Origin of the sequence: Streptomyces sp. NPDC048436, assembly GCF_043200355.1 — a bacterium.
Classification (GTDB): Bacteria; Actinomycetota; Actinomycetes; order Streptomycetales; family Streptomycetaceae; genus Streptomyces.
The window spans coordinates 29,336-52,545 of record NZ_JBICXP010000004.1 but is presented as its reverse complement, the minus strand read 5'-3'; the positions used below and the strand labels follow the sequence as shown (position 1 = coordinate 52,545).

Genomic DNA, 23,210 nt, shown 5'->3' with positions numbered 1-23,210 from the left:
GGCGTCCCGCAGCGCCTACCCTCGCCCGTCGACCAGACCGGATTCCCAGGCCCAGGCCGCGATCTCCACGCGGTTGCGGGCGGTCAGTTTGATCTGCACATTGGCGAGGTGCGTCTTCACCGTGCCTACCGAGATGGACAGTTCGGTGGCGATCTCGGCGTTGGTCAGCCCTCTGGCGACCAGCCGCACCAGGTCCTTCTCCCGTGCGGAGAGCGCGGTGTGCGGCTCCCGCGGGGCGGGCACGGCGCTGTTGAGACGCCGCAGCAGCCGGACGGTGATGGCCGGGCTCACCAGTGCCTCGCCGGAGGCGGCCGCCCTGATGGCCTCGACGAGCAGGGCAGGGCCGGAGTCCTTGATCAGGAAACCGGAGGCGCCCTCGCTCAGGGCGCGTTGGACGTACTCGTCGTCGTCGAACGTCGTGACGACGACGACCTTCGGGGGGTTCACGGTGCCGGGGCGAGTCAGTCTGCGCAGTGCCTCAAGGCCGTCCATGCGGGGCATACGGATGTCCATCAGCACCACGTCGGGCCGGTGGCGCTCGGCGAGTTCCACGGCGTGCACCCCGTCCGTGGCCTCGCCTACGACGTCGATGTCGTCCTCCGCGGCCAGGATCATCGCGAACCCGGCACGGACCATGGCCTGGTCGTCGGCGATCAGTACGCGGATCGTCACGAGGCCGCCACCCCTGCCGTGGACACCGGAAGCGTCGCCTCGACGCCCCAGCCGCCGGCCGTCACCGGGCCCGCCTGGACGCTTCCGCCGATCAGGCCCACCCGCTCGGCCAGACCCTTGAGCCCGAAGCCGCCGTGGGAGACGTTGCGCGGCCGTCCGTCGTCGCTGACCCGTACGGCGACCCGGTCTCCCGAGCGGGCCACGCGCACCAGCACCTCGGTGCATCCGTGGGCGTGTTTGCGTACGTTGGTGAGGGCCTCCATCACCACCCGGTGAGCGGTGGTGGTCACCTCCACCGGCAGGTCGTCGAAGGTCCCTTCCAGTTCGAGCCGGGCCCGGGCGCCACCGACCGCCGAGAACTCCTCGACGAGCGTGCGCACTTCGCCGATGCCCGCCAGTGGTGTCAGTGCCACCTCTCCGTCGGCGTCGCGCAGCATCCCCACCATGTGCCGCATCGAGGTCAGCGCCTCCGCGCCCGCCTGTTCGATCCGCTGCAGCGCGGGCGGCACCAGTTCGGGCCGCTTTCCCACGATCGCCTGGGCGCCCTGTGCCTGTACGACGATGCCGGTCACGTGGTGGGCGACGAAGTCGTGCAGATCCCTGGCGAACTCTGTCCGCTGCTCCAGCTTGAGAGCCGCCGCCTGACGCCGCCGGTCCACCAGGAGCAGGCGCGTGCCGAGGCCGATGCCCAATGCCGTGACCGCCGCGAGGGCGAAGAGCAGCGCCATGATGATGGTGGACTGCCGCACCGAGACCGCCATCGGCCGCAGCACGATCGCGAGCCACAGCACGGGTACGGCCGCCATCGCCCACGACGGCATCCCCCGCCGGGCCACGATCAGCAGGAGCCACGCCAGCGCAGCCGGTTCGGCGAATCCCAACGCCAGCGAGCTGGCCCTCATCTCCAGGTGCAGCCACACCGAGATGCACAACGACACGGCGGCGAGTACGCAGGCTGCCTTCGGCAGGGTCCGGCTGCCGAGCCGGGGCGAGGCGACGACGAGGCCGATGGCCAGGAGAGCGCCGGTCAGCTTGGGGGGACCTTGATCCACGATCCAGTAGGAACCGGTGACCCCGTAGAAACCGCCCACCCAGTCCAGCACGACGAGGCCGAACAGGCCGCCGACCAGCAGCGCCCACAGCGGGACGGGCGGCACCCATGAGCGCCTCTCGCCACGCGGGGTCATGGTCCTGGCCGTGGGCGTGGGCGTGGCTGTGGGCGGCGTGGGTGCATCGTTCGCCGCGTCCGCGCTCGCTTCCGCCATCTCTCTCACCGTCCGTTCCGGCGACCGGCCGAAAGTCGGAGCCGGCCGCGCATGATCTGTCTTTCGCCCGATCCGCCGCGGGGCGCGGCAGAGCAGAGTTGTGTCCATCGAGAGCGGCAGTCGCCTTCCACCACGCAAGGGCGACGCCGTGATCACGGCCAACGTCACCTTAGTGCGGACGCCCGGAGTCGCTGGAGCCCAGGTCGGTGGGGTTCCTCTCCGGTCGGCCACACACGGGCGGCCCCTCCCCCACGCGCAGGGCCGTCCTCCCACACGTACAGGAGCCACACATGGACCACGCGACGATGCAGCTCGCAGGCGGGGCGGGACTTCCCCCGCGCCCTGCCGGCGAGGCCGCGATCGAGGCTTACGGACTCGGCAAGAAGTACCGGCGCGGCTGGGCGCTGCGGGACGTCTCCTTCCGGCTGCCTGCCGGACGCGTATGCGGCCTCGTCGGCCCCAACGGCGCCGGCAAGAGCACCCTGATGAGCCTGGCCACCAACATGATCCAGCCGACGGCCGGCGACCTGCGGGTGTTCGGCGCGGCACCGGGGTCTACGGAGGCCGTCCTGCGGACCGCGTTCCTGTCCCAGGAGAAGCCGCTGTTCCGGCGCTTCACCGTGGGAGAGACCCTGCGCCTCGGCCACGAGCTCAACCCCCGCTGGGACCAGCGCGTCGCGGAAGGCATCGTCCACGCGGGCCAGGTGCCGCTGAAGGCGAAGATCGGAACCCTGTCCGGCGGGCAGCGCACCCGCGTCGCCTTCGCCCTGGCTTTCGGAAAGCGCCCTGACCTGCTCATCCTCGACGAGCCGATGTCCGATCTGGACCCGCTGGTGCGCCGCGAGCTGATGGCCACGCTGACGACGGAGGCCGCCCAGCACGGCACGACGGTACTGGTGTCCTCGCACATGCTCGCCGAGCTGCAGTACATCTGCGACTACCTCCTCGTCGTAGCGAACGGCGGTCTGCGCCTCGCGGGCGAGGTGAACGAACTGCGCGCCGCACACGCCCTGTTCGCCGTCACGTCGGACGGATCGTCTCCCGCCCTCGCGCCGCACAGGGTCATCGAGTCCCGGAGCGACGAGGGCCGGCCGGGCGTCCTGGTACGCCTCGGCGAGCCGATCAAGTACGGCGGGCAGGCCGAACCTCCCACCCTGGAGGAGCTTCTGCTCGCCTATCTGCGGTCACCCGACGCGCCTCCACTGATCGCCCCCAGCGCCCAGGCGGGCGACATCCACGACATCATCGCCCGCGACCGGCAGAAGGCTGTGACCGCATGACCACGCTCACTCACGACCCGGCCCGCTCGACGCCCGCCGGACGTCCGGCCGACGGACGGAGCTCCGGGCGGTTCGGCCCCCGGCTCGGCGGCACGGCCTGGCTCGTCTGGCGCCAGCACCGCGCCGCGTACTGGACGCTGATCGCCCTCACCGTCCTCGGCGTGGTCGCCATGGTCTATCTGCGCGGGCAGCTGACGGACGAACTGAACGCCCTGGACGCGTCCTCCAAGAAGTCGGACAGCCTTCCGCCCGATTTCGAGCAGTACACCAGCCGTCTGTCCAGCTTCGGGGGCTTCCTGGGCTACGTCCCCATCCTGGCCGGTGTCTTCCTCGGCGCCCCGCTCATCGCGGGCGACCTGGAGTCCGGCACCGCCAAGCTGGTGACCTCGCAGTCCGTCAGCCGACTGCGGTGGCTCACCACGAAGTACGCCATGACCGCGGGTCTGATCGCGTTGTCCACCGCCGTACTGGGCACGGTGTTCAGCTGGTGGTGGAGCCCGCTCAAGGGCCGTGCCGACACCCTGGAATGGACCAGCGGCGCGTTCTTCGACACCACGGGGATCACGCCGGTGGCCTACGCCCTGCTCACGTTCACGGTGGGCGCGGCAGTCGGCATGGTCCTGCGCCGCACGCTGGTGTCGATGGTGGTGACTCTCGGCATCGTCGGGGCGATCAGTGTCGTGTGGGACCGATTCCGCCTGAACCTGGGGAACGTCATGTCGGTCAGCACCGACAACGGCGTCGGGCCCGGTGCCGAGCTTCCGAAGCTGCCCGCCGAGGCGGTGCAACAGGGACAGGGCACGTACTTCCTCACCAGCTCCGGGGAGAAGCTGGACTGGACGACCTGCCTCGCCCAGTCGGAACACACCAAGGCATACAACGCCTGCCTGGAGTCGAAGCACGTCATCGGCCGGTCCATGGAGTACCTCCCCGTCTCCCAGATGCACACGATGCAGTGGCTCGGAGCCGGCATCATGCTCGCCGCCACCGCCGCTGTCGTCGCTTACGTCGTCTTCTGGGGGCGCAAGCGGCTCTTGTGAAACGTCGGGATTCCACTATGCGCCACCCACGCAGCCTGCACAGCGCCCCAGCGGTGTAATAGTTCCTGTACTAGACTGGGTCTCATGAAGTCGCCCCGCCCCGGAGGGACGGAGAACATCTCCGTCTCACTGCCCTCGGAACTCCTCGGCGCTCTGCGCACGCGCACCGGCAAGCGCGGCGTGTCCGCCTACGTAACCGCGGCGGTCAGACATCAGCTGGCAATGGACGGCCTCTCCGAGATCGTGGCCGCCTACGAAGCCGAGCACGAACCGCTCAGCGAGGCCGAGATCCAGGCCGCGCAGCGCGATTTGTTCGGTGACGCACCGGCGCCGTACGCGTCGAACGACAGCGCCGCATGAAGGAACCCGCGGCCAGGTCCATGGTTCTGGACTCCCAGGCGCTGTCGCTCCTCCTGCAGGGCGGCCGCCAAATGGTCACCCGGATCGAGGCCGCTCGGCGCATAGGCGTGCCCGTCCTCGTATCGGCCCTGACGGTGGTGGAGGCCGTCCACGGGAAGACGGACACCGCCCGGCTGCACTGGCTGCTCTCCCGCCTCCAGGTCCAGGACGTCACCCAGGCGGACAGCCTCACCGCCGTGCAGCTACTGAGCGATGCCGGTGGCCTGCACGGCCACAAGTACGCCATCGACGCCCTCGTCGCCGCGATGGCACTCCGCTCCCCGGCGCCCGTCCTCGTACTGACCTCGGACCGCGACGACTGGGCCGAATCGTGCGGCGACCGCGTACAGATCAAGGACGTCTGACCTTGGGAGTTACCCCTTCCAACGAAGACGACTCGCGAGGATCCGCACACCTCCGGACCGCGCGGCATCGAATGCGCGGATCGCACGACGACTCATCACCCTTCTGTCGTGTGCGGGCTCTGTCCGCTGCCCATACGTCCACGTCAGCCGCTGCGCCTACGAGCGCGCAAGCCGGTCCAGTGGCGCAGGCGCTCGGATATCTGGGACTCGTAGCCGTTGCGGGTGGGCTGGTAGTAGGTCTCGTGGTCCATGCCGTCGGGGAAGTAGTCGGCGCCGGAGAAGCCGTCGGTGGTGTCGGGGTCGTACTGGTAGTCCTTGCCGTAGCCGATGTCCTTCATCAGCCGGGTCGGGGCGTTGAGGATGTGGGCGGGCGGCATGAGTGAGCCGGTGCGGCGAGCGGATCGGTGGGCCGCGTTGAAGCCGCGGTAGACGGCGATGGACTTGGGGGCCGTGGCGAGGTACACGACGGCCTGCGCGATCGCCAACTCGCCCTCGGGGGAGCCGAGTCGCTCGTACACGTCCCAGGCGGCGAGTGCCTGCTGGATGGCGTGCGGGTCGGCGATGCCGATGTCTTCGTTCGCGAAGCGGACCAGGCGGCGGGCCACGAACAGCGGGTCCTCGCCGCCGTCGAGCATGCGGGCGAGCCAGTACAGGGCCGCGTCCGGGTCGGAGCCGCGCATCGACTTGTGGAGCGCGGAGATCAGGTTGTAGTGGCCCTCCTGTGCCTTGTCGTACAGCGGGGCGCGCTGCTGGATGTGGTGGGCGAGCGCGGCGGTGTCCAGGGGGGTGCCGGGGTGCGGGAGGGCATGGAGCTGTTCGGCCATGTTGAGCAGGTAGCGGCCGTCGCCGTCGGCCATGGCGATCAGTGCTCGGCGGGCGTCGTCATCCAGGGGCAGCCGGTGGCCGGTGAGGTCCTCGGCGCGGTCGAGGAGTGTGGACAGGGCGGCTTCGTCGAGGCGTTTGAGGACGAGGACCTGGGTGCGGGAGAGGAGGGCGCCGTTGAGTTCGAAACTGGGGTTCTCGGTGGTGGCGCCGACCAGGGTGATCGTGCCGTCCTCGACGTAGGGCAGGAAGCTGTCCTGCTGGGCGCGGTTGAAGCGGTGGATCTCGTCGACGAACAGCAGGGTGCCCTGGCCGATGGTGCGCCGGCTGCGGGCGGCGGCGAAGACCTTGCGCAGCTCCGCCACGCCGGAGAAGGTGGCCGACACCGGTTCGAAGGCCAGGTTGCTGCCGTCCGCGAGGAGGCGGGCGATGGTCGTTTTCCCCACGCCGGGCGGGCCCCACAGGATGGCGGAACCGAGGCGCCGCTGGGCGACCATGCGGCCCAGCGGGGCGTCCGGGGCCAAGAGGTGGTCCTGCCCGACGACGTCTTCCAGCCGGGTGGGACGCAGGCGGTCGGCCAGTGGCCGGGCGGGCTCCTCGTCGAAGAGCGGCAGGGTCGCTTCGGTCGGTTCCATCGGTCTCTCAGATCGCAAGCGGAGGTGTGCGGGCGGAGGTGTGCGGGCGTGGCGAGCTTTGCACGGGGCACTGACAGGCGCGGGCTCAGCGGCTCGTGGGCGCGCTTGCGGTGCTCATCGGGTACGGGGATGGGGCCGGGGGCGGTCGCGTTGCGGCAGCCGCTCGACGGCCAGGTCGTAGGAGTCCTCGACTGCGTCTGTGATCAGCCGCTTGGTGATGCCGGGGCCTGGTCCGATCGAGATCCAGTGTCGTTTGTCGAGGTAGCGGCCCGGGGTGATCGAGGCGTGGGCGTGCATGTGCGCGCGGGCGTGTTCGGGTTCGCACTTGACCGTGATGATCTGCTCGTCGGGGTCGTCGGTGACGATCAGGAACACCTTGCCCGCGACCTTGTACACGTCCAGGTGCTTGGTGAACGGGTACCCGTGGTCCGTCCCGGGCAGCGCGAGGGCCGCGTGGCGGGCGGTGTCCTGGAGCCGGTCGCCTGCCGCGCTCACCGGGCCGCCCGCATGCGGATGCCGTAGGTGTGCGGGTCGACGGGCCGCTCGGCCCTGGGCAGGCGAGCGACCACAAGTCGGTAGGAGTCGGTGACGAGCTCATCGACGAGTTCCCTGTCGACGCCGTCCCCGCCCTCCAGCGTGATCCAATGTTTCTTGTTCATGTGGTAGCCGGGGGTGATGTGGCTGTACTGCTCCCGCAGGGCGTGGGCCTCGCCGGGGTCCGCCTTGAGGATCACGACCGGGCGCCCCGGGACCTCGGTCATCAGCATGAACACCTTGCCGCGCACCTTGAAGACCTCCCAGTCATCGCCGAAGGGATGCTCCAGCTGGGCTCCGGGAAGCCCCTCGGCGCGGTCGGCGGCGGTCTTGTGCAGGGTCGTTCCGTTCATGGGGCGTTGCCTTCCTCACGGGGTGGTCGCGGCACATCCCATCCTCCCCTCGAAGCCGACAAATAGGGCAGTAGACTGCGGACACGTGATGGTCGACAAGCGACACCCCAGCCCGAGCGGACCGGCCGGACAGACCAGACAGGCCACGGTCCCGCTGTACGGGTTCCAGCCCCCGGTCGGCACCCCGTACGGCCTTGAGGTGAGCACCGTCGAGGAATTCTTCGCCCAGCACGACGACTGGCCGTGGAACCCGCCCCGTCCGGGCCGCGCCACCTTCCACTACCTCATCGCCGTCACCGAGGGCGAGTTGCGGCACGACGTCGACCACCTCACGCGGACCGTCAGCCCCGGCCAGTGGCTGTGGGTGCGCCCGGGGCACGCGCAGTGCTGGCATCCGCCCGGCGCCGCCCGCGGCCCGTTCATCCTGTTCGAACCGGATGTACTGCGGCCCGACATCGCCCGCCTGCTGGCCCCGCTCACCGCACACGCGGCTCCTGCCGTGCTGAGCCCGCACCCCGACGACGCCGCCTGGCTCCAGCAGACGGCACTCCAGCTTCTGGACGAACACCGCGCACTCGGGCGCCGCCCCCTCGACGTCCACCACGCCCTGCGGCGCAGCCTGCTCGAATCACTGCTGCTACGCCTCGCGGGCGCCCCTGGGATCACCCCCGCCGACACGAGTGCCGGCACGAGCCGTGGTGACACCTACGGACGGTTCGCGGACGCCCTGGAGCTGCACTTCCGCGAGCTGCACCGGGCCGCGGATTACGCAGAGCTGATCGGCTGCTCGGTCCGCACCCTCAGCCGCGCCGCCCGGGAAACCACCGGCAAGGGGGTACGTGAACTCATCGACGAACGGCGCCTGCTCGAAGCCCGGCGCCTGCTGGGAGGTGCCCGATGGGACGCCCGGAGTGTGGCCGCCCACCTCGGCTTCACCGATCCCGCCAACTTCGGCCGCTTCTTCCGCGACCGCACCGGCCTCACCCCGGCCGCCTTCGCGGCCGACGAGACCATGACGCTCCCCCCGCCTCCCGCTGGTTGAGGTTCCCGAGCCCGCGCGTGCCGCCTTTGGCCGACGGGCCCAGGCTCGTACGCGCGGGTGTCGGCACGGTCAGTCCGTGGTGAAGCTGGACAGCACCGCGGCCGGGAGGCGGCTGCCCGCCGAGCCGTGGGGAAGGATCTCCGTGATGCGGGCCAGATCGGTGGCGGAGAGCTGGACGTCGGTGGCGCCGGCGTTCTCCTCGACGCGCTTGGTGCTGCGGGTGCCGGGAATGGGCGCGATGTCCTCGCCCTGGGCGAGCAGCCAGGCCAGCGCGAGCTGGGCGGTGGTGATGCCCTTGGTGTCGGCCAGATCCTTGAGCTGTTCGGTGGCATGCAGGTTGTACGTGTAATTCTCGCCCTGCCAGCGCTCGTCCCAGCTGCGCATGTCGTCCGCGGCGTACTCGCTGGCGGGCTTGGCCTGGCCGGTGAGGAAGCCGCGGCCGAGCGGGGAGTAGGGCACCAGGCCGATGCCGAGTTCCCGCAGAACGGGAAGGATCTCCTCCTCGACCTCCCGCTCGAAGAGCGAGTACTCGTACTGGAGCACGGAGACCGGGGTGACGGCGTGGGCGCGGCGGATGTACTGGGGGCCGACGTTGCTCAGGCCGAAGTACTTCACCTTGCCTTCGGTGATCAGTTCGCCGACCACGCCGGCGACCTCCTCGACCGGAATGCCGGGGTCGGAGATGTGCTGGTAGAAGAGGTCGATGTGGTCGCTCTGCAGGTAGCGCAGGCTGTTCTCGGCGACCTTGCGGATGTTTTCCGGGCGGCTGTCGAAAGCGGAGCCGATCGGCTGGGCGGTCATGTCGAAGCCGAACTTGGTGGCAAGGACCACCTCGTCGCGGAAGTCCTTGACCGCCTCGCCCAGGAGGATCTCGTTGCTGCCGGTACCGGCGCCGTACAGCTCGGCGGTGTCGAAGAAGTCGATCCCGAGTTCGTGGGCGCGGCGGATGGTCGCGATGCCCTCATCGTCGTTCGAGGCGCCGTAGGCCATGGACATGCCCATGGTCCCCAGGCCGAGCGCCGAGACGCGCAGACCCTGAGAGCCCAGATTGCGGTGCTGCATGAGTTCACTCCCTGAGTAGTTCGCCGGCTTCACCCGCAGAGGTCAAACCGAACTGTTCCGTTTGACTCTACGCGCCGATCGCCCGGATGCCAAACCAAACGGTTTGGTGCTCTATCCTGGGACCATGTCCCAGTCCCGCGACTCCGGCCAGACCGCAGCGCCCGCAGCCGCCGGCGGCGACACCACGCGCGAGCGCATCCTTACCGCCGCCATGGAGGAGTTCGCCCGCCACGGCATCGCCGGCGCCCGCGTGGACCGCATCGCCAAACTCGCCAAGACCAGCAAAGAACGCGTCTACGCCTACTTCCGCGGCAAAGACGCGCTCTATGCCGCCGTCGCCGCACGGGAGCACGTCGTCATCGCCGAGGCCACCCAGATAGACCCGTGCGACCTCCCCGGCTACGCGGGCCGCCTGTTCGACTACTTCGTCGCCCGTCCGGACCACCACCGCCTGATCACCTGGGGCCGCCTCGAACTGCCGGGCACCACAGCCGTTGCCGACGATCCCGCCCAGGCACTGCTCGCCCGCAAAATCGACCAGCTCCGCCAGGTGCAACAGGCCGGACAGCTCGACCCCGCCTGGGACCCGGCCGACGTCCTCGCCCTGGTCAACCAGATCGCCATGACCTGGGCATCACAACCCGAACTCAGCGAGGCCGCCGCCGCACACGCCGTGGACCCCACCACCGCCGCCCGCCGCGCCGCGGTGGTGACCGCTGTCGAGCGGCTTTTCCCTCGAGTGCGCTGAGGTCCACCCGACCCGCGGCAGCCCTGCCCGAACATCCCCCGAACGGCGCCGGCCGCCATCCGACAGGGCCGGAAAAACAGCGCCCCGCGCCTCCTCGACGGGCGCGAGCTCCGGGTCCAACGGGGGCCGGATGGTCGTGGCGATGTGTGCGATGACCTTGTCACGTCCCGCGATCAGTTCTCAGTCGTCCAGGACGACGACGTGCTTGCCCGGTGTGGCGCCGGATTCGAGGTCGGCCTGGGCGTCGCGGACCTGTTCCAGACCGTGGTAGACCTTCGCGAGCGGGACGTTGAGACGTCCGGCGGCGATGGCCTGCAGCTGGTGGGCGAAGACGTCGGCCGGGAGGTCGGCGGCCTCACCGCCGTAGGACGTCAGCCGCACCCCGCCCGGGATCATGAACGGGCTGAAGTCGGGGATCGTCCACTGGCCCGCCAGGGCTCCGGTGAAGCAGACCGTGCCGTGGCGGCGGACGGCGTTGAGGGTGTCGGGGAGTACCGAGCAGCCGACCAGTTCCAGGGCGGCGTCGACGCCGTCCGGCATCAGCTCGCGCACCTGGTCGGCGAGGGTGCCGTTGTCGACGAGGGGATGGTCGACGCCCGCGGCCCGCAGTTCCCCGGCCCTCTCCGGGCTGCGGGTGGTGGACAGCACGGTCGCTCCGAGGTCCTTCGCGATCGTGGCCGCGCTCAGCCCGACCGTGGAGGTGCCGCCGCGGATCAGCAGCGCCTGCCCGGCCTTGAGGTCCAGGCCGCGGGTCAGTGATCCGTAGGCGGTCTGGAACATCTCCGGCAGCGCGCCGACGACCTCCCATGGCAGGCCGGTCTCGAACGGGATGACCTGCGCCGCGGGGACGGTCACGTACTGGGCGTAGGCACCGTCGTAACTGCGGCCCATGTCGCCCATCATCGTGGCCACCTGCTGTCCCGGCCGCAGTCCGCTGCCCTCGTCGGCCTCGTCGACCACGCCGACGCCCTCGATGCCGGGGATACGCGGGTAGGTGACCTCCGGGTCCGACTCGCCCTTGCGGGTGGTGACCTCGGATTCGTTGACGCCGAACGCCTTGACCTTGATCCGCACCCAGCCGGGCTTGCGGACGGGTACTGGGACGTCCTTGATCTCCAGTGCGTCCAGGCCGCCGGGCCGGGTGACAACGACGGCTCTCATCGTCGCCGGTGCGGCGTCGCCGGCTGCTGTCGGTTGGCTCATGTCGAGTTTCCTCACTCTGTTTCGCCCCCTTGGCGTGCAGTTCCGTATCGCCCGCCGGCCGTCAGGGGCGGTCGATGCCTTCCCACAGGTCGAGGACCTGCTGGTAGTGGGCGGTGCCCTCGAAGGGAGAGTTGCCGACGGTTTGCGAGGTGGGCTTGTCCGTGACCGCGGGCCACAGACGGGAGTGCTCGCCGGTGGCGAAGTCGAGCACGATGTCGCGGATACGGGTGTCCCGCTCGGCCTGTTCGGCGCTGCGGCCCGGCTTTTCCTGGCCGACCAGCGCGTACATCTCGGTGCCGTGCACGGCGGGCGCGCCCTCGGCGGGGCCGATCATCAGGAGGTGGGCGTTGCCGCCGGCGGCGGCGTGGGCCAGGGCGCCGCGGGCTGCGGGGATCGCGAAGAGGTAATCCGCCATGACCGCGGCGCGGACCTCGGCCGGGGTACGGCCGCCCTGGTCGTAGGCGTCGACGATCTTCTTGGCGCGGGAGCGGGAGATACGCCACCCCGCGACCTCGTCGACGACGCGGTCGACGGTGCCCGGGTCGAACCGGTCGAGGTCGTTCGCCACCCACCAGCCCATGTCGTCGCTGGCCATGCTCAGCAGGATGTCGACGTCGCGGTGCGCGCCCGAGGCGAGCACGTCCATGGGGTGGGCGTGCACCACCGCACCGGGCTGCCCGATGTCCAGGACGACGCCGGTGGCCTTGTTGTCCACCCCGCCCCGTTCTCCGAGGTCCGTCGGGGCGACCTTGCGCAGGGCGTCCCGCAGGGAGAGCGGGTCGAGGTCCAGCAGCTTCTCCGGGTTGTCCGCGACGCCGAGTTCGGTGACGAACAGGTGCGCGAGTTCCTCGGCCCACCAGGCCGGGATGGAGCGGGCGGGCCCGCCGGAGAACCCGGCCAGGCGCCGGTACAGACCGTCGGCAGAGGAGGCGCCGAGCAGTCCGAGGGAGGAGTAGGCGCCGCCGCTGTGGCCGTAGACGGTGACGTTGTCCGCATCGCCGCCGAAGTGGGCGATGTTCCGCTGGACCCAGGTGAGCGCGGCGATGATGTCCTGGAGGAAGAGGTTGCTGGCCTCGGCGAGCTTCCCGCCGTACTGCGAGAGCGAGAGCGGGCCCAGCGCGCCGAGCCGGTAGTTGATCGACACGCCCACCACGCGCCCCGTCGCGGCGAGACCGGCGGCGTTCGAGGTGATCTGCGTGTTCGCGCCGTACTCGAATCCGCCGCCGTGGATGTACACGGTCACCGGGAGCGCCTTGTCGGCCGGCTGCTCGGGGGCCCACACGTTCAGGTTCAGGCAGTCCTCGCCCATCCCGCTGTCCGCTTCGAGCCAGTCCCCGCTGTCGGGCTGGATCGCGACGACGCCCTTCCGGTCGTACGCGAGACTCGGATCGAAGTCCGCGACCACGGGACGGCGGTACCGCTCGGCGGTGGCGTACGGAATTCCCCACCAGGACCGCACCCCTGGTGCAGTCGGAGCCTTGGGAGTGGTCATGGCGTGTCCTTCCAGCGCGGTGCGGGTGTTTCGCGCGGCGTGTCGGCGGATGATTGCGAGCGGTGACGTCTCCCATCGTTTCCTGAGATCCGACAAAGCGCCCGGCAAGTGGCGGTCACCTGATGGTCACCAGGTGACAGTCAGCCGCTCCCCTTCCTCGTCGTCCGCGGCCCCCTGCGGCCCCACGCTCCGGAGGCACTCCGCTGACCCCTCCGCCGATGCGGCCCTTCCGAGTAGCCGGACCACGCCCGCGCGCCTGCCTCGCCGGACCGTCGCCAGTCCCGTGCGGGGCGCGACGATCTACAAGCTCACCTACGCAATGCGCCTGGCACTGCGGGTCCCCGAGGCGCCGTGCCGCCCCAGCGGCGCCGCAAAGCCGAGCCGCACTTCACCATCACCGCCCAAGGCGAAAAGGTCGGGTTTCCTCGTCCTCCAAGAACAGGACCGCAGCGAACACATCCCCACCGACAAGGAACTCGCCGACGCCAAGAAGCACTCCTGGAACACCGCCACTCGGCCCCTCGAAGACCAACTCGCGGAGATCGCACAGGAGATCATCCTCCGGGGAGAGGCCGCCGAACGCCGGCGCCGCGCAGACCAGCGAGCCGCATCGAACCACGCGCCTCGCCGAGTACATGGCCGCCGTGCGCAGTCACGCCGCAGCGCTCCCGCCCGGCGAGGAGAAGGCGGGGTCCGAGGAATGGCTCGCGTTCGCCACCACGCACCTCCAACGTCTCTCCGAGACCGCCTCAGCGCCAAAGCTCCCCACACTGCCCCGCTCGTACTGAGCCAGCGCCGGCCCGCGTCCCAGCACGGGCGTTCTCATCCCATCCCAGCACCATCCCAGCACGGGAAAAAACAAAGGGCCCGACCCCGAAGAGTCGGACCCTCCCTGACCTGCATGTTTGCCAGATCAGCGACGTGGCGATAAGTCAGCCGCTACACGTTGAAGCGGAACTCCACCACATCCCCGTCCTGCATCACATATTCCTTGCCCTCCATGCGCGCCTTGCCCTTCGCGCGGGCCTCGGCCACCGAGCCTGTTTCGACCAGGTCCGCGAACGAGATGACCTCGGCCTTGATGAAGCCCTTCTGGAAGTCCGTGTGGATGACGCCCGCGGCCTCGGGGGCCGTGGCGCCCTTCGGGATCGTCCAGGCGCGGGATTCCTTGGGGCCGGCCGTCAGGTACGTCTGGAGGCCCAGCGTGCGGAAGCCCACGTGGGCGAGGGTGGCCAGGCCGGGCTCTTCCTGGCCTACCGACTGGAGGAGTTCCAGGGCCTCGTCCTCGTCCAGTTCCGCGAGGTCCGACTCCAGCTTCGCGTTGAGGAAGATCGCCTCCGCGGGGGCGACCAGCGCGCTCTGCTCGGCCTTGAACTCGTCGTCCGTCAGCTCGTCCTCGTCCACGTTGAAGACGTAGAGGAAGGGCTTGGTGGTGAGGAGGTGCAGGTCGTGGAGGAGTTCTGAGCGCTCCGAGCCCTGGAGGATGCCCTGGGAGAAGAGCGTGTCGCCCCTCTCCAGGATCGCCTGGGCCTCCTCGACCGCCTTCACCTTCGGGCCGATGTCCTTCTTGATCCGCGACTCCTTCTGGAGGCGCGGGAGGACCTTCTCGATGGTCTGGAGGTCGGCGAGGATCAGCTCGGTGTTGATCGTCTCGATGTCGTCCTTGGGCGAGACCTTGCCGTCGACGTGCACGACGTTCTCGTCCTTGAAGGCGCGGATGACCTGGCAGATCGCGTCCGACTCGCGGATGTTCGCGAGGAACTTGTTGCCCAGGCCCTCGCCCTCGCTCGCGCCGCGCACGATGCCCGCGATGTCGACGAAGTCGACCGTCGCCGGGAGGATCTTCTGGGAGCTGAAGACTTCCGCCAGTTTCGTGAGGCGGGGGTCCGGGACGCCCACCACGCCGACATTCGGCTCGATCGTGGCGAACGGGTAGTTGGCCGCAAGCACGTCGTTCTTGGTCAGGGCGTTGAACAGGGTCGACTTGCCGACATTGGGCAGACCGACGATTCCGATCGTGAGCGACACGTTGCGACTTCCCGTGAGTGCTGTGGGTGGACGGCCCTGAGGGCCGGAGCGACCGTGGGGCGATCCCCCAGTCTACGGCGTGCGGGCCCGGCTCCCGTCGGCGTATCGCGCGGGTATCGAACGGATGGCCAAGGTCGGCCAAAGGGCGTGTCCCAGGCCGGATTATCGGCATGGAGCGACCTAGGTTGGTCCGGTGGAGCAACACAGGACGCGTCCCCCTCAGCCTCCGGCCCGGCCGCGACGGACCGCGCCCCTGCCCCCGCAGGGCAGGCCCGCCGACGCGGCGTCGGTCTACCGCGCCGCGTCCCGTCCCCGCCGCCCCGTTCCACCCCTCGTACGCAAACTGCGCGTGCTGCCGCTCTACCGCAGGCTCCGCGGGATCCCGAACCCGCGGCTCACAGGGCTCGGCAGTGGGCTCTTCTGCGCCGCGACGATGTTCCTGCTCGCCTGTCTGCTGTGGCTGCTCTTCGGGAGTTCGCTCGTCGCGTACGGCGTGCTCTTCCTGCCCGTGAGCGCGCTGACCGCCTTCTGGGTGCGGCCGGCCGACCTGGTGACCGCGCCGGTGACGGTGCCCATCGCCTTCGCCGCGGGGGTGATCCCGATCTCCAGCGGCACCGGTGGGTTCGGCGGTCACTTCATGGGGCTGATCACGTCGCTGGCGATGCACGCGGGCTGGCTGTACGGCGGGACGCTGATCGCCGGGCTGATCGTCACCGTGCGCAAGATCAAGCTCATGGGGCAGCGACGGCGGGCCCGGCGCACCACCGCCGCCGGGCCTCGGGCTCCCCAGAGGCGCGTTCCCACCTCGTAGGGAGCGATTGCTTCAAGCGGCTACAAGCTGCCCAGCGCCTTCTACGCCTTGCCCGCCGCCGCCATCGCCGCGCCCACGATGCCCGCGTTGTTCTGCAGCTGCGCGGGGACGATCTCGGCCTTGATGCCCTCGATCAGCGGCAGGAACTTCTGGGCCTTGCGGCTCACTCCGCCGCCGATGATGAAGAGGTCGGGCGAGAACAGCATCTCCACGTGCGCCAGATACTTCTGGACGCGGTGCGCCCAGTGCTCCCAGCTCAGGTCCTCGTCCTCCTTGGCCTTGGACGAGGCCTTCTTCTCCGCGTCGTGGCCGTGGAGTTCGAGGTGGCCGAGCTCCGTGTTCGGGACGAGGCGGCCGCCGGTGAAGAGGGCGCTGCCGATGCCGGTGCCGAAGGTGAGCAGGAGGACGGTGCCCGTGCGGCCTTGGCCCGCGCCGAAGTGCATCTCGGCGACGCCGGCCGCGTCCGCGTCGTTCAGGACGGTGACGGGGACGCCGCCGAGCTGGTCCGAGACCAGGCTCTGGATGTCCTTGCCGATCCAGCTCTTGTCCACGTTGGCCGCGGTGCGCGCCGTGCCGCCGGCGATCACGCCGGGGAACGTGGCCCCGACCGGGCCCTTCCAGCCGAAGTGCTCGACGACCTCGCGCACCTTCTCGACCACGCCGCCGGGCGTGGCCGGATGCGGGGTCAGCACCTTGTGCCGCTCTTGTGCCAGGTCTCCACGGTCCAGGTCCACGGGTGCGCCCTTGATCCCGGATCCGCCGATGTCCACACCGAAGATCTGCATGAGACCCACCGTACGGGCAGCTCCCGGCCTCCGCGTTACTTCTGGGACAGCCCTCCGCGTTACTTCTGGGACAGCTCCGCGGCCTCGGCGCGCAGGTCGCGGCGGAGCTCCTTCGGCAGCGAGAAGGTGATCGACTCGTCGGCCGTCTTCACCGTCTCCACGTCTCCGTAGCCCCGCTCGGCCAGCCACTCGATGACGCCGTCCACCAGGACGTCCGGCACGGAGGCGCCCGAGGTGAGGCCGACCGTGTTCACGCCCTCCAGCCAGGCCTCGTCGATCTCGTCGGCGCCGTCCACGAGGTGCGATGCGGGGGCGCCCGCGTCCAGGGCGACCTCGACCATGCGGATCGAGTTCGAGGAGTTCTTGGAGCCGACGACGATGACGAGCTCGGCGTCCTCTGCCAGCTTCTTCACCGCGATCTGACGGTTCTGCGTGGCGTAGCAGATGTCGTCGCTGGGCGGGGAGATCAGGCCGGGAAACTTGGTCTTCAGGGCGTCGACCGTCTCCATCGTCTCGTCGACGGAGAGCGTCGTCTGGGAGAGCCAGACGACCTTGTCGGGGTCGCGGACCTCGACGTTCGCCACGTCTTCGGGGCCGTCGACCAGGGTGATGTGGTCGGGCGCCTCACCGGACGTGCCGATGACCTCCTCGTGCCCCTCGTGGCCGATCAGGAGGATGTCGAAGTCGTCCTTGGCGAACCGGACGGCTTCCTTGTGGACCTTGGTGACCAGAGGGCACGTCGCGTCGATGGTCGCGAGCTTGCGCTCGGCGGCCTCCGCGTGGACCGTCGGCGCCACCCCGTGCGCGGAGAACATGACGATGGAGCCCTCTGGCACCTCCGCCGTCCGGTCGACGAAGATCGCGCCCTTCTTCTCCAGGGTCTGCACCACGTACTTGTTGTGGACGATCTCGTGGCGGACATAGATCGGGGCCCCGTACTGCTCAAGGGCCTTCTCGACGGCGATCACGGCACGGTCCACACCCGCGCAGTAGCCGCGGGGGGCGGCGAGCAGGACTCGGCGGGCAGGAGTCGAAGCAGTCATGCCCCCCATCGTAAGGCCGAGCCCAGCGCGTCAAAGATCGGCTTCTTGGGGAGACTGGGAGCCTGCGTTCACTTACGGAGGCACGATGTCCGGTACCTCAGACTCGACAGCCGGTGCGAGCGCCGGAGCCACCCCCGAAGGCGACGGGCTGCGGCGCAGTCTCAGCTTCCGTGATCTCGTCGTCTACGGGTTGCTTTTCATCGCCCCGATGGCGCCCGTCGGTGTCTTCGGGACGCTCGACGCCAAGTCGCACGGTGCCGTGGCGCTCGTCTACATCATCGCCACGGTCGCGATGGCGTTCACCGCGTTCAGCTACGCCCAGATGGTGCGGGTGGTCCCCCAGGCGGGGTCGGTCTTCGCCTACGCGCGCGTGGGGCTCGGCAACGGTCCCGGGTTCATCGCCGGCTGGATGGCGATGCTCGACTATCTCCTGATCCCGGCCGTCGCCTATCTCTTCTCCGGGATCGCGATGGAGGCCTTGGTGCCCTCCGTCTCCCGGTGGGTCTGGACGGCGATCGCGGTCCTGGTGACGACCGCGCTGAACCTGTGGGGCGTGCGGGCCGCGGCGCGGGTCGGGTTCCTGGTGCTCGCCCTGGAGATCGTGGTCCTTCTCGTGTTCGTGGTGTCGGCGATCGTCGTACTGGCGCGGGACGGTACGCAGCGGGACTGGCTCTCGCCGCTGAGCGGGGACGGCTCGCAGGGTGCGTTCGCGCTGGGAGCGGTGATCGGCGCGGTGTCGGTGGCGGTGCTCTCGTATCTGGGCTTCGACGCGATCGCCTCGTTCGCGGAGGAGGTGACGGGGGGCTCGGCGAAGGTGGCGCGGGCGGTGCTGTTCTGCCTCGCGCTCGCGGGCCTGCTCTTCATCGCCCAGACCTATCTGGTGGCCGTCCTTGAGCCGGTGTCGTCGGCCCAGCTGGCCGCGGAGCCCGCCAAGCAGGGGTCCGCTTTCTACGATGCGGTCGACTCGGCGGTCGGGGACTGGCTCCACGACCTGGTGGCCGTCAGCAAGGCGATCGGTGCGGCGTTCGCCGCGCTCGCCGGGCAGGCGGCGGCGGGGCGGCTGCTGTTCGCCATGGCCCGTGACCGGCGGCTGCCGGGGGCTCTGTCGAAGACGGATTCAGGGACCCCGCGGCTCGCGTTGCTGTGCGCGGCCGTCGTGACGCTGGTGGCGGCGGTGTGGGCGGCGCGGCGGGATGACGGCATGGATCATCTGGTGTCGGTGGTGAATGTCGGGGCCTTGACGGCGTTCGTGTTGCTGCATGCGAGTGTCGTGGGGTGGTTCGCCGTTCAGCGGCGGGGGGCTTTCAGCTGGTGGCGGCATCTGCTGGTCCCCGTGCTCGGGGCGGCGATCACCATTGCCGTGATTGTTGAGGCTGCGGGGTCTGCGCAGGTGGTGGGGCTGATCTGGTTCGTCGTGGGGCTCGCTGTGCTCTTTGGCCAGCGGGCTCGTCGTGTGGAGTCCTAGGCCGCCGTTTCGCGGCGGATGTTTCCCGTCCGCCCACCCGTTACTCCGCATCACGTCCTCGACGTAGGAGCAGGGGTCCTGTCAGAGGCTGCCGATACGCTCGGCTCATGGCTTTGAACACGTCCGCTGACGCCCCGCTGCCCGTCGGCGAGGTGTCGCGGCTCATCGGTGGCTGGATCGACCGGCTCGGGGCGGTGTGGGTCGAGGGGCAGATCACGCAGCTGTCCCGCAGGCCCGGCGCCGGAGTGGTCTTCATGACGCTGCGCGACCCCTCGCACGACATCTCCGTCAGCGTCACCTGTTACCGCCAGGTGTTCGACGCCGTCGCGGATGTCGTCTCCGAGGGCGCCCGGGTCGTCGTCCACGCCAAGCCCGAGTGGTATGCACCCCGGGGGCAGCTGTCCCTTCGGGCCGTCGAGATAAAGCCCGTCGGCGTCGGTGAACTGCTCGCGCGGATCGAGCAGTTGAAGAAGAGCCTCGCCGGGGAGGGGCTCTTCGCCGCCGACCGCAAGAAGGCGCTTCCCTTCCTTCCCCAGCTCATCGGGCTCGTCACGGGCCGGGCCTCCGCCGCCGAGCGTGACGTGCTCGAAAACGCCCGGCACCGCTGGCCCGCCGTCCGCTTCGAGGTGCGCAACGTCCCCGTCCAGGGCGTGCACGCCGTGCCGCAGGTCGTGCAGGCCGTGAAGGACCTGGACGCCCTGGACGCGGTCGACGTGATCATCGTGGCGCGCGGCGGGGGCAGCGTGGAGGACCTGCTGCCGTTCTCGGACGAGCAGCTCGTACGGGCCGTGGCTTCTTGCCGTACGCCCGTCGTCTCCGCGATCGGGCACGAGCCGGACAACCCCCTCCTCGATTACGTGGCCGACCTGCGCGCCTCCACCCCGACCGACGCCGCCAAGAAGGTCGTACCGGACGTCGGCGAGGAGTACGAGCGCGTGCGGTGGCTGCGGGACCGGGCCCGGCGCTGCATGGACGCCTTCCTGGACCGCGAGGACCGCGGCTTGGCGCACGCCCTTGCCCGCCCCTCCATGGAGAATCCGCACCGCATGATCGAGGAGCGCGAGGAGCAGATCTCGGCGCTCGTCGACCGCAGCCGCCGCACGCTCGGGCATCTGCTCGACCGCGCCGAGTCGGAGCTGACGCACACCCACGCGCGCGTGGTGGGCCTCTCCCCCGCCGCGACGCTCCAGCGGGGATACGCGGTGCTGCAGAAGGCGGACGGCGCGGTGGTGCGGGCCGCGGAAGACGTGGCCGCCGACGAGGAGTTGCGGGCACGCGTCGCCGAGGGCGAATTCACCGTACGAGCCGTACGAACCGACATTTAGGGTGGGGCACATGACCAGCAAGACGGACGAGGCCACGGGCCCGGCGGACGCACTCGGCTACGAGCAGGCGCGGGACGAGCTCATCGAGGTCGTACGCCGCCTGGAGACCGGCGGCACGACGCTCGAGGAGTCGCTCGCCCTGTGGGAGCGCGGCGAGGAGCTGGCGAAGGTGTGCCGCCGCTGGCTGGACGGCGCCCGCGCCCGCCTGGACGCCGCGCTCGCCGGACCGGACGGGGACGAAGCCGAGGACGGGGACGACGCCTGAGGGGCGCCCCCGCATCCGAGGGGCGCCCCCGCCTCCCGACCAGCACACACCTGTGAAGCGGATCACCAAGCTCCGGATTTGGTTGAAACTTAAACCGCAACGTCGTACGGTCGATCGAGCAAGCTGATCCGCGTACGCACCGAGAAGGTTGATCCATGTCTCTCGCCCTTGACCCCGCCGCCCAGGACCTGCTCTTCCGCGAGGCCCGCACCGCGAACAACTTCACCGACGAGCCGGTCACGGACGAGCAGGTTCAGGCGATCTACGACCTGGTCAAGTTCGGCCCGACCGCCTTCAACCTCTCCTCCCTGCGCATCACGCTGGTCCGCTCCGCCGAGGCCCGTGAGCGCCTGGTCCAGCACATGGCCGAGGGCAACCAGCCGAAGACCGCGAGCGCCCCGCTCGTCGCGATCCTCTCCGCGGACAACGAGTTCCACGAGGAGCTGCCGGCCCTCTTCCCGCACTTCCCGCAGGCCAAGGACGTCTTCTTCGCCGAGCGCCCGGCCCGTGAAGGTGCCGCGCAGCTCAACGCCGCGCTGCAGGCCGCGTACTTCATCATCGGCGTGCGCGCCGCGGGCCTGGCCGCGGGCCCGATGACCGGCTTCGACCCCGCCGGCGTCCAGAAGGAGTTCCTGGACGACGACCACACCCCGCTGATGGTCATCAACATCGGCAAGCCCGGCGACGACGCCTGGTTCCCGCGCTCCCCGCGCCTTGAGCTCGACCAGGTCATCCAGACCGTCTGAGCCGAGCCGCCAGGCACACCAGCCGACAGACAGGGCCCCCGGCAGACATCTGCCGGGGGCCCTGTCGTCTCTCACAGCTCACACGCCTCAGGACATCACGACGTCCTGAGCGCCCGCGCCATCTTCTCAAGGCCCTCGAAGGACGCCGTGCCCGCGACCACCGTCGTCGCGCCCTTGTCCTCGCGCACCAGGGCGTCGTACGTCTGGCCCTTGTAGCGGTGCCAGGTCTTGCCGCCGATCTCCTCGGTGACCTTGGTCCTGGTCGCGCGCTGCGTCGCCTCGTCGATGAACTCGGACGGCTTCGCCGTGGACTGCTTGACCGTGACGTACTCGCCCGACGGGTCGAGGTAGCCCAGGTGCCAGCTGTCGCCCTTGGCGCCGTCGTACCGCACCGACGTCGGCTTCCACGCCTTGGCCAGGCCCTCGGGGGCCGCCACCGGATACGCCGCGGCCCGTCGCGCGGTCAGCAGCTCCACGCTGTAGTCGACGCGCTTGACGGGGCTCTTGGACTCGTCATGCGGGATGAAGATGTACATCGCGCCGGCGGCGACGCCGATCACCGCCATCGACCACAGCATGTTCCGTACGGTCTGCTTGCCTTGTCTGCCTGCCACGCACCCATGGTCTCAGGCGCCGGGCACGGCTCGTCCCCCGGTGGTCCCTTCACGCCCGTTCCGCTCATGCGTGGGGCCCTCTGCTCATTTTGTCGGCCTCCGGATAGAGTCGTGCCACACCCTCATCCGGCCGTCGTCGTATCAGCAGAAAGGTGCGCTCCGATGACCGAGCATCATCTCCCCTCCGAGCTCGAAGTCTCTCCCGAGGCTCCCGACCGCAACCTCGCCCTGGAGCTCGTCCGGGTCACCGAGGCAGCCGCCATGGCCGCGGGCCGCTGGGTCGGCCGCGGCGACAAGATCGGCGCCGACGGCGCCGCCGTCAGGGCCATGCGGACCCTCGTCTCCACCGTCTCGATGAACGGCATCGTCGTCATCGGGGAGGGCGAGAAGGACGAGGCCCCGATGCTCTTCAACGGAGAGCGCATCGGTGACACCACCGGCGCCGAGGTCGACATCGCCGTCGACCCGATCGACGGCACGACCCTCTGTGCCAAGGGGATGCCGAACGCCATCGCCGTGCTCGCCGCCGCCGACCGCGGTGCCATGTTCGACCCGTCCGCGGTCTTCTACATGGACAAGCTGGTCACGGGCCCGGAAGCCGCCGACTACGTCGACATCAACGCCCCGGCCTCCGTCAACATCCGCCGCGTCGCCAAGGCCAAGGGCCGCTCGCCCGAGGACGTGACGGTCATGATCCTCGACCGCCCCCGCCACGAGGGCATCGTCAAGGAGATCCGCGAGACCGGCGCGCGCATCAAGTTCATCTCGGACGGCGACGTCGCCGGTTCGATCATGGCCGTGCGCGAAGGCACCGGCGTCGACATGCTCATGGGCATCGGCGGCACCCCGGAAGGCATCATCTCGGCCTGCGCGATCAAGTGCCTGGGCGGTGTGATCCAGGGCAAGCTGTGGCCCAAGGACGACGCGGAGCGCCAGCGCGCGCTCGACGCGGGCCACGACCTGGACCGCACGCTGTCGACGACCGACCTGGTCCGCGGGGACAACGTCTTCTTCGTCGCCACCGGCATCACGGACGGCGAACTGCTCCAGGGCGTGCGCTACGCCGCGGAGACGGCCTCGACCTCCTCCCTGGTCATGCGCTCCAAGTCGGGCACGATCCGCAAGATCGACTCCGACCACCGGCTCGCGAAGCTGCGCGCCTACAGCGCCATCGACTTCGACCGCGCGAAGTAGCCGCGCGAAGCAGCTGACGTCA

General features: G+C 69.9%; 25 protein-coding genes. 13 read left to right on the top strand and 12 right to left on the bottom strand.

Annotation, left to right across the window (positions count from 1 at the left end; all coding sequences use genetic code 11):
- Window positions 1-15: 15 nt before the first annotated feature.
- Window positions 16-672: a response regulator gene (locus tag ACGFX9_RS15085; RefSeq protein WP_393470705.1), complete on the bottom strand. Its 657-nt coding sequence runs from the start codon at window positions 670-672 to the stop codon at window positions 16-18.
- A complete protein-coding gene (locus ACGFX9_RS15080; RefSeq protein ID WP_393470702.1) occupies window positions 669-1,937 on the bottom strand; it encodes a histidine kinase in 1,269 nt (422 codons plus the stop codon). Before ACGFX9_RS15080 ends, ACGFX9_RS15085 begins: the two co-directional genes overlap by 4 nt.
- Before the next feature lie 290 nt (window positions 1,938-2,227).
- Here ACGFX9_RS15080 and ACGFX9_RS15075 point away from each other — a divergent pair, with 290 nt between their 5' ends.
- From ACGFX9_RS15075 to ACGFX9_RS15060, 4 genes are all read left to right on the top strand, one after another.
- Complete coding sequence (locus ACGFX9_RS15075) at window positions 2,228-3,217, top strand: ABC transporter ATP-binding protein (protein WP_393470699.1); 990 nt, start codon at window positions 2,228-2,230, stop codon at window positions 3,215-3,217.
- On the top strand, window positions 3,214-4,257 hold the full coding sequence (locus ACGFX9_RS15070) for an ABC transporter permease (protein ID WP_393470696.1): 1,044 nt from the start codon (window positions 3,214-3,216) through the stop codon (window positions 4,255-4,257). The genes ACGFX9_RS15075 and ACGFX9_RS15070 overlap by 4 nt, the downstream gene beginning before the upstream one ends.
- Before the next feature lie 84 nt (window positions 4,258-4,341).
- Window positions 4,342-4,617 (top strand): hypothetical protein, encoded by a 276-nt coding sequence (locus ACGFX9_RS15065; RefSeq protein WP_356535720.1) that lies wholly within the window; start codon window positions 4,342-4,344, stop codon window positions 4,615-4,617.
- Window positions 4,614-5,021, top strand: a complete 408-nt coding sequence (locus tag ACGFX9_RS15060) for a type II toxin-antitoxin system VapC family toxin (protein ID WP_393470692.1) — start codon at window positions 4,614-4,616, stop codon at window positions 5,019-5,021. Before ACGFX9_RS15065 ends, ACGFX9_RS15060 begins: the two co-directional genes overlap by 4 nt.
- Before the next feature lie 143 nt (window positions 5,022-5,164).
- Here the strand turns inward: ACGFX9_RS15060 and ACGFX9_RS15055 are convergent, their stop codons facing one another.
- The 3 genes from ACGFX9_RS15055 to ACGFX9_RS15045 all read right to left on the bottom strand — a co-directional run bounded on the left by ACGFX9_RS15055 (window position 5,165) and on the right by ACGFX9_RS15045 (window position 7,365).
- Window positions 5,165-6,478: a replication-associated recombination protein A gene (locus ACGFX9_RS15055; protein ID WP_393470689.1), complete on the bottom strand. Its 1,314-nt coding sequence runs from the start codon at window positions 6,476-6,478 to the stop codon at window positions 5,165-5,167.
- A gap of 114 nt (window positions 6,479-6,592) precedes the next feature.
- On the bottom strand, window positions 6,593-6,973 hold the full coding sequence (locus ACGFX9_RS15050) for an MmcQ/YjbR family DNA-binding protein (RefSeq protein ID WP_393470686.1): 381 nt from the start codon (window positions 6,971-6,973) through the stop codon (window positions 6,593-6,595).
- A complete protein-coding gene (locus ACGFX9_RS15045; protein WP_356856400.1) occupies window positions 6,970-7,365 on the bottom strand; it encodes an MmcQ/YjbR family DNA-binding protein in 396 nt (131 codons plus the stop codon). The genes ACGFX9_RS15050 and ACGFX9_RS15045 overlap by 4 nt, the downstream gene beginning before the upstream one ends.
- An 85-nt stretch (window positions 7,366-7,450) precedes the next feature.
- On the opposite strand from ACGFX9_RS15045, the gene ACGFX9_RS15040 reads away from it, so the two are divergent.
- Window positions 7,451-8,407 carry a helix-turn-helix domain-containing protein gene (locus ACGFX9_RS15040; RefSeq protein ID WP_393470683.1) on the top strand — a complete coding sequence of 319 codons (957 nt, stop codon included), beginning with the start codon at window positions 7,451-7,453 and terminating at the stop codon, window positions 8,405-8,407.
- Window positions 8,408-8,476: 69 nt separating this feature from the next.
- Here ACGFX9_RS15040 and ACGFX9_RS15035 read toward each other — a convergent pair whose 3' ends face one another.
- Complete coding sequence (locus ACGFX9_RS15035) at window positions 8,477-9,469, bottom strand: aldo/keto reductase (protein WP_393470680.1); 993 nt, start codon at window positions 9,467-9,469, stop codon at window positions 8,477-8,479.
- Between the two features lie 124 nt (window positions 9,470-9,593).
- Here ACGFX9_RS15035 and ACGFX9_RS15030 point away from each other — a divergent pair, with 124 nt between their 5' ends.
- Complete coding sequence (locus ACGFX9_RS15030) at window positions 9,594-10,217, top strand: TetR family transcriptional regulator (protein WP_393470677.1); 624 nt, start codon at window positions 9,594-9,596, stop codon at window positions 10,215-10,217.
- A 180-nt stretch (window positions 10,218-10,397) separates the two neighbouring features.
- Here ACGFX9_RS15030 and ACGFX9_RS15025 read toward each other — a convergent pair whose 3' ends face one another.
- Window positions 10,398-11,420, bottom strand: coding sequence for an alcohol dehydrogenase catalytic domain-containing protein (locus tag ACGFX9_RS15025; protein ID WP_393470674.1), 1,023 nt, complete (start codon window positions 11,418-11,420; stop codon window positions 10,398-10,400).
- A gap of 61 nt (window positions 11,421-11,481) precedes the next feature.
- Window positions 11,482-12,927, bottom strand: coding sequence for a carboxylesterase family protein (locus ACGFX9_RS15020; RefSeq protein ID WP_393472398.1), 1,446 nt, complete (start codon window positions 12,925-12,927; stop codon window positions 11,482-11,484).
- A gap of 629 nt (window positions 12,928-13,556) precedes the next feature.
- Here ACGFX9_RS15020 and ACGFX9_RS15015 point away from each other — a divergent pair.
- Window positions 13,557-13,700 carry a hypothetical protein gene (locus ACGFX9_RS15015; protein WP_393470671.1) on the top strand — a complete coding sequence of 48 codons (144 nt, stop codon included), beginning with the start codon at window positions 13,557-13,559 and terminating at the stop codon, window positions 13,698-13,700.
- A gap of 151 nt (window positions 13,701-13,851) precedes the next feature.
- Here ACGFX9_RS15015 and ychF read toward each other — a convergent pair whose 3' ends face one another.
- Window positions 13,852-14,940 (bottom strand): redox-regulated ATPase YchF, encoded by a 1,089-nt coding sequence (gene ychF, locus ACGFX9_RS15010; RefSeq protein ID WP_393470668.1) that lies wholly within the window; start codon window positions 14,938-14,940, stop codon window positions 13,852-13,854.
- 193 nt (window positions 14,941-15,133) lie between these two features.
- Between ychF and ACGFX9_RS15005 the strand changes: the two genes are divergently transcribed.
- Entirely contained in the window at window positions 15,134-15,751 is a 618-nt protein-coding gene (locus ACGFX9_RS15005) for a DUF6542 domain-containing protein (RefSeq protein ID WP_393470665.1), read from the top strand.
- A 41-nt stretch (window positions 15,752-15,792) separates the two neighbouring features.
- Here the strand turns inward: ACGFX9_RS15005 and ppgK are convergent, their stop codons facing one another.
- Window positions 15,793-16,536: a polyphosphate--glucose phosphotransferase gene (ppgK, locus tag ACGFX9_RS15000; protein ID WP_393470662.1), complete on the bottom strand. Its 744-nt coding sequence runs from the start codon at window positions 16,534-16,536 to the stop codon at window positions 15,793-15,795.
- Between the two features lie 59 nt (window positions 16,537-16,595).
- Window positions 16,596-17,588, bottom strand: coding sequence for a 4-hydroxy-3-methylbut-2-enyl diphosphate reductase (locus ACGFX9_RS14995; protein WP_393470659.1), 993 nt, complete (start codon window positions 17,586-17,588; stop codon window positions 16,596-16,598).
- Between the two features lie 76 nt (window positions 17,589-17,664).
- On the opposite strand from ACGFX9_RS14995, the gene ACGFX9_RS14990 reads away from it, so the two are divergent.
- The 4 genes from ACGFX9_RS14990 (at window position 17,665) to ACGFX9_RS14975 (ending at window position 21,380) form a co-directional block, all read left to right on the top strand.
- Window positions 17,665-19,044 (top strand): APC family permease, encoded by a 1,380-nt coding sequence (locus tag ACGFX9_RS14990; RefSeq protein WP_393470656.1) that lies wholly within the window; start codon window positions 17,665-17,667, stop codon window positions 19,042-19,044.
- Window positions 19,045-19,151: 107 nt separating this feature from the next.
- On the top strand, window positions 19,152-20,369 hold the full coding sequence (xseA, locus tag ACGFX9_RS14985) for an exodeoxyribonuclease VII large subunit (RefSeq protein WP_393470654.1): 1,218 nt from the start codon (window positions 19,152-19,154) through the stop codon (window positions 20,367-20,369).
- A 10-nt stretch (window positions 20,370-20,379) separates the two neighbouring features.
- Complete coding sequence (locus ACGFX9_RS14980; protein WP_393470651.1) at window positions 20,380-20,634, top strand: exodeoxyribonuclease VII small subunit; 255 nt, start codon at window positions 20,380-20,382, stop codon at window positions 20,632-20,634.
- Between the two features lie 155 nt (window positions 20,635-20,789).
- Entirely contained in the window at window positions 20,790-21,380 is a 591-nt protein-coding gene (locus tag ACGFX9_RS14975; RefSeq protein WP_393470647.1) for a malonic semialdehyde reductase, read from the top strand.
- 95 nt (window positions 21,381-21,475) lie between these two features.
- On the opposite strand, the gene ACGFX9_RS14970 is transcribed toward ACGFX9_RS14975, so the two are convergent.
- A complete protein-coding gene (locus ACGFX9_RS14970; protein ID WP_393470644.1) occupies window positions 21,476-21,994 on the bottom strand; it encodes a DUF4245 domain-containing protein in 519 nt (172 codons plus the stop codon).
- A 162-nt stretch (window positions 21,995-22,156) separates the two neighbouring features.
- Between ACGFX9_RS14970 and glpX the strand changes: the two genes are divergently transcribed.
- On the top strand, window positions 22,157-23,188 hold the full coding sequence (gene glpX, locus ACGFX9_RS14965) for a class II fructose-bisphosphatase (RefSeq protein ID WP_361833009.1): 1,032 nt from the start codon (window positions 22,157-22,159) through the stop codon (window positions 23,186-23,188).
- Window positions 23,189-23,210: the final 22 nt, after the last annotated feature.

Excerpts from the sequence above, each read along its gene's own strand:
- ACGFX9_RS15080 (WP_393470702.1), bottom strand. The coding sequence starts at position 1,937 with ATGGCGGAAGCGAGCGCGGACGCGGCGAACGATGCACCCACGCCGCCC.
- ACGFX9_RS15075 (WP_393470699.1), top strand. The coding sequence starts at position 2,228 with ATGGACCACGCGACGATGCAGCTCGCAGGCGGGGCGGGACTTCCCCCG.
- ACGFX9_RS15070 (WP_393470696.1), top strand. The coding sequence starts at position 3,214 with ATGACCACGCTCACTCACGACCCGGCCCGCTCGACGCCCGCCGGACGT.
- ACGFX9_RS15065 (WP_356535720.1), top strand. The coding sequence starts at position 4,342 with ATGAAGTCGCCCCGCCCCGGAGGGACGGAGAACATCTCCGTCTCACTG.
- ACGFX9_RS15060 (WP_393470692.1), top strand. The coding sequence starts at position 4,614 with ATGAAGGAACCCGCGGCCAGGTCCATGGTTCTGGACTCCCAGGCGCTG.
- ACGFX9_RS15055 (WP_393470689.1), bottom strand. The coding sequence starts at position 6,478 with ATGGAACCGACCGAAGCGACCCTGCCGCTCTTCGACGAGGAGCCCGCC.
- ACGFX9_RS15045 (WP_356856400.1), bottom strand. The coding sequence starts at position 7,365 with ATGAACGGAACGACCCTGCACAAGACCGCCGCCGACCGCGCCGAGGGG.
- ACGFX9_RS15035 (WP_393470680.1), bottom strand. The coding sequence starts at position 9,469 with ATGCAGCACCGCAATCTGGGCTCTCAGGGTCTGCGCGTCTCGGCGCTC.
- ACGFX9_RS15030 (WP_393470677.1), top strand. The coding sequence starts at position 9,594 with ATGTCCCAGTCCCGCGACTCCGGCCAGACCGCAGCGCCCGCAGCCGCC.
- ACGFX9_RS15025 (WP_393470674.1), bottom strand. The coding sequence starts at position 11,420 with ATGAGCCAACCGACAGCAGCCGGCGACGCCGCACCGGCGACGATGAGA.
- ppgK (WP_393470662.1), bottom strand. The coding sequence starts at position 16,536 with ATGCAGATCTTCGGTGTGGACATCGGCGGATCCGGGATCAAGGGCGCA.
- ACGFX9_RS14995 (WP_393470659.1), bottom strand. The coding sequence starts at position 17,588 with ATGGGGGGCATGACTGCTTCGACTCCTGCCCGCCGAGTCCTGCTCGCC.
- ACGFX9_RS14990 (WP_393470656.1), top strand. The coding sequence starts at position 17,665 with ATGTCCGGTACCTCAGACTCGACAGCCGGTGCGAGCGCCGGAGCCACC.
- xseA (WP_393470654.1), top strand. The coding sequence starts at position 19,152 with ATGGCTTTGAACACGTCCGCTGACGCCCCGCTGCCCGTCGGCGAGGTG.
- ACGFX9_RS14980 (WP_393470651.1), top strand. The coding sequence starts at position 20,380 with ATGACCAGCAAGACGGACGAGGCCACGGGCCCGGCGGACGCACTCGGC.
- ACGFX9_RS14975 (WP_393470647.1), top strand. The coding sequence starts at position 20,790 with ATGTCTCTCGCCCTTGACCCCGCCGCCCAGGACCTGCTCTTCCGCGAG.
- glpX (WP_361833009.1), top strand. The coding sequence starts at position 22,157 with ATGACCGAGCATCATCTCCCCTCCGAGCTCGAAGTCTCTCCCGAGGCT.